At 63.5% G+C, this 2,954-nt stretch carries 4 protein-coding genes and 1 pseudogene; 3 read left to right on the forward strand and 2 right to left on the reverse strand.

Translation table 11 applies throughout. The features are described 5' to 3' along the window. Both BIS11_RS14060 and BIS11_RS14065 read right to left on the reverse strand, forming a co-directional pair. Positions 1 to 174, reverse strand: a 174-nt coding sequence (locus BIS11_RS14060; RefSeq protein ID WP_253586351.1) for a Mur ligase domain-containing protein, incomplete at its 3' end; no start/stop codon positions are given. 65 nt (positions 175 to 239) lie between these two features. After that, positions 240 to 395, reverse strand: coding sequence for a hypothetical protein (locus BIS11_RS14065; RefSeq protein ID WP_253420561.1), 156 nt, complete (start codon positions 393 to 395; stop codon positions 240 to 242). On the opposite strand from BIS11_RS14065, the gene BIS11_RS14070 reads away from it, so the two are divergent. The 3 genes and pseudogenes from BIS11_RS14070 to BIS11_RS14080 form a co-directional block, all read left to right on the forward strand. Beyond that, the gene (locus tag BIS11_RS14070; RefSeq protein ID WP_253420564.1) at positions 385 to 777 is read left to right on the forward strand and encodes a glutaredoxin; all 393 of its coding nucleotides are present in this window, start codon (positions 385 to 387) and stop codon (positions 775 to 777) included. The genes BIS11_RS14065 and BIS11_RS14070 overlap by 11 nt on opposite strands. A gap of 244 nt (positions 778 to 1,021) precedes the next feature. Continuing rightward, complete coding sequence (locus BIS11_RS14075) at positions 1,022 to 2,593, forward strand: ABC transporter substrate-binding protein (protein ID WP_253420566.1); 1,572 nt, start codon at positions 1,022 to 1,024, stop codon at positions 2,591 to 2,593. 130 nt (positions 2,594 to 2,723) lie between these two features. Continuing rightward, positions 2,724 to 2,954 (forward strand): annotated as a pseudogene (locus BIS11_RS14080) (ABC transporter permease); the annotation flags it as partial.

Consider the following 2,954-nt stretch of genomic DNA (forward strand, 5'->3'; position numbering starts at 1 on the left):
GATATTCTCGGCGCGGTAGCCGCTGACGAGCGTAATGCCCGCCTCTTCGAGCTGGGTGCTCATGGGCGGGTAGACGTTGGCGTCGGAACCGCTGACCTGGTGGCCGAGTTCGCGGGCCAGAAGCGCGAGGCTACCCATGAAGGTGCCACAGATACCGATGATATGCAGACGCATGGGTGCCACACTCCTCCCCGAGCTTGCCGGACCTTCCAAAAAGCGTAAGAAATCAGTCGCCGAGACTAGCACGGCTTGCCCTCGAGCTCATCTTCGCCGCTCAAATATTCGCCTGGATGTGACAACGCCGGCGCTTTGTTGCAGGATGCGGCCACCTTATCCATATCGACGAGCGCGCGGCCAGGGGCCGCGACGCGACGGGAGTAGACGATGCGCGTCATCATTCGCACCTTTTTCCGCGGCCTTCGCCTGGTGCTGGCTCCGATCCTGCTGGCCCAGGAGAAGCTCTCCACCCCGAAGGGCATGAGCCGCACGCCCGAGGCCCAGGCCGAGGTGGACGCTGCCTGCCAGGGGCTTGCGCTCTACCAGTTCCAGAGCTGCCCCTTCTGCATCAAGGTGCGCAAGGAGATCGCCAGACTCAACCTGGCCATCGACACCCGCGATGCCAAGAACGACCCGACCCACCGCGAGGCGCTCGCCGAGGGCGGTGGCCGGGTCAAGGTGCCCTGCCTGCGTATCGAACAAGAGGACGGCAAGGCGCTGTGGCTGTACGAATCCAGTGACATCAACCGCTACCTGAACCAGCGCTTCGGCGCCATCTGACGCTCTTTCCTCGCCCTTGCGGGTGTAGCGATCAAACGTTGGTTTCAATGCCCGACCGGCCCGGGGCGGGGCTTGGCGACGGCTCATTCGGCAGACGAATGGGCCGTGTCATTTTTTCGATTGTGCCTGGCGACACCCACTCATTATGTTAAGGGCTTGCCTGCGAGCCGGCCTTGCCTGTCTTGTCGGCACGACAACAACACCGGCAATGCCGAACAATAAACAATGACCAACGGGAACGACCATGACGCTTAAAAAGACGATCCTCGCCTCCGTGATCGGCGCCGCCTTCGCGGGTGCCACCCTGATGCCGCTGGCCGCCAGTGCCGAAACCCTGCGCATCGGTTACTCCGCGGACTTCGAGACCCTGGACCTTCACGAGCAGCTCTCCGGCGGCGTACTGCGCTTCTCGCACATGACGTTCGACCCGCTGGTGCGCTGGACCAAGGATTTCGAGTTCGAACCGCGCCTGGCCACCGAGTGGGAGCAGACCGATGACACCCACACCCGCTTCACCCTGCGTGAAGGCGTGACCTTCCACTCCGGCAACGAATTCACCGCCAAGGACGTGGTCTGGACCATCGAGCGCCTGAAGGAGAGCCCCGACTACCGGGCGATCTTCGAGCCGATCGAAAGCGTGGAAGCCGTCGACGACTACACCGTCGAGATCACCACCACCGAGCCCTACCCGCTTCTGCTGAACCTCGCCACCTACATCTTCCCGATGGACAGCGAGTTCTACACCGGCGAGACCGACGACGGCAATGCCAAAGACGAGATCGTCAAGGCAGGCAACACCTTCGCCTCGCGCAACGCCTCCGGCACCGGGCCCTTCAGGGTCACCAACCGCCGTCAGGGCGTGCGCGTCGACATGGAGCGCTTCGAGGATTACTGGGACACCGAATCGCCGGGCAACGTCAGCGAGATCGTGCTGACGCCGATCGCCGAGAACGCCTCTCGCGTGGCGGCGCTGCTCTCCGGCAGCGTGGACTTCATCGACGCGGTGCCGCCTAACGACCTGGATCGCGTACGTGACGCCCAGGGTGCGAACCTCGTCGAGGTGCCCGGCACGCGGATCATCGGCTTCCAGCTCAACGAGGAGACCGTCGAGGCGTTCCAGGACGTGCGCGTGCGCCAGGCGGTGGATCTGGCCATCAACCAGGAAGGCATCGCCGATCGCCTGATGCGCGGTTTCGCCACTCCGGCGGCGCAGTTCTCGCCTGAAGGCTACGTTGGCCACAACCCGGAGCTCACGCCCCGCTACGATCTCGAACGCGCCCAGGCACTGATGGCGGAAGCCGGCTTCGAGGACGGCTTCAGCGTCGACATGATCGCGCCGAACAACCGCTACGTGAACGATGCCCAGATCGCCCAGGCCGTGGCCAACATGCTGTCGCGCATCAACATCACCGTGAACCTGCGCACCATGCCGCTGGCCCAGTACTGGCCGGAGTATGACGAGCGCGCCTCCGACATCGCCATGATCGGCTGGCACTCGGACACCGAAGACACCGCCAACTTCTTCCAGTACCTGACGTTCTGCATCGACGAGGAGAGCGGTGCCGGCCAGTACAACTACGGCAGCTACTGCAACGAGGAGATCGACGCGCTGGTCACCGAAGCGGACAGCGAGGTCGACCTCGAGCGCCGCGCCGAGATGCTCCAGCAAGCCGAGGCGATGCTCTACGAAGATGCCGGCTTCGTCATGCTGCATTGGCAGAACCTGGCCTACGGCGCCGCCGACGGTATCGACATCGAGCCGGTGGTCAACGCCATCGACTTCCCCTACCTGGGTGACCTGGTCATCGAACGCTAAGACCGACAGCCACACCATCGCAAGGATGCGTCGCTCCCCACTATTCCGGGGAGCGACGTGCTTTATGTCGCCGACGCGACGCGCCCAGCCCCTGGTTTCTATCCAACCTATGACATAGGTGGCGTACGCCATGATTGCTTTTCTCATCAAGCGGCTAATGCACGCGGTACTGGTGATGTTCGTCATCAGCCTGCTGGCCTTCGCCATTCAAGACAACCTCGGTGACCCGGTGGCCCAGATGGTCGGCCAGTCCGTGCCCGAAAGCGAGCGTCAGGCGCTGCGCGAACGTCTCGGGCTGACCGACCCCTTTCTGGTGCAGTACGCCCGCTTTGCCAAGAACGCCGTTCAGGGCGACTTCGGC

Origin of the sequence: Halomonas sp. 707D4 (assembly GCF_024158685.1) — a bacterium.
GTDB lineage: Bacteria > Pseudomonadota > Gammaproteobacteria > Pseudomonadales > Halomonadaceae > Vreelandella.

Excerpts from the sequence above, each read along its gene's own strand:
- BIS11_RS14075 (WP_253420566.1), top strand. The coding sequence starts at position 1,022 with ATGACGCTTAAAAAGACGATCCTCGCCTCCGTGATCGGCGCCGCCTTC.
- BIS11_RS14065 (WP_253420561.1), bottom strand. The coding sequence starts at position 395 with ATGACGCGCATCGTCTACTCCCGTCGCGTCGCGGCCCCTGGCCGCGCG.
- BIS11_RS14070 (WP_253420564.1), top strand. The coding sequence starts at position 385 with ATGCGCGTCATCATTCGCACCTTTTTCCGCGGCCTTCGCCTGGTGCTG.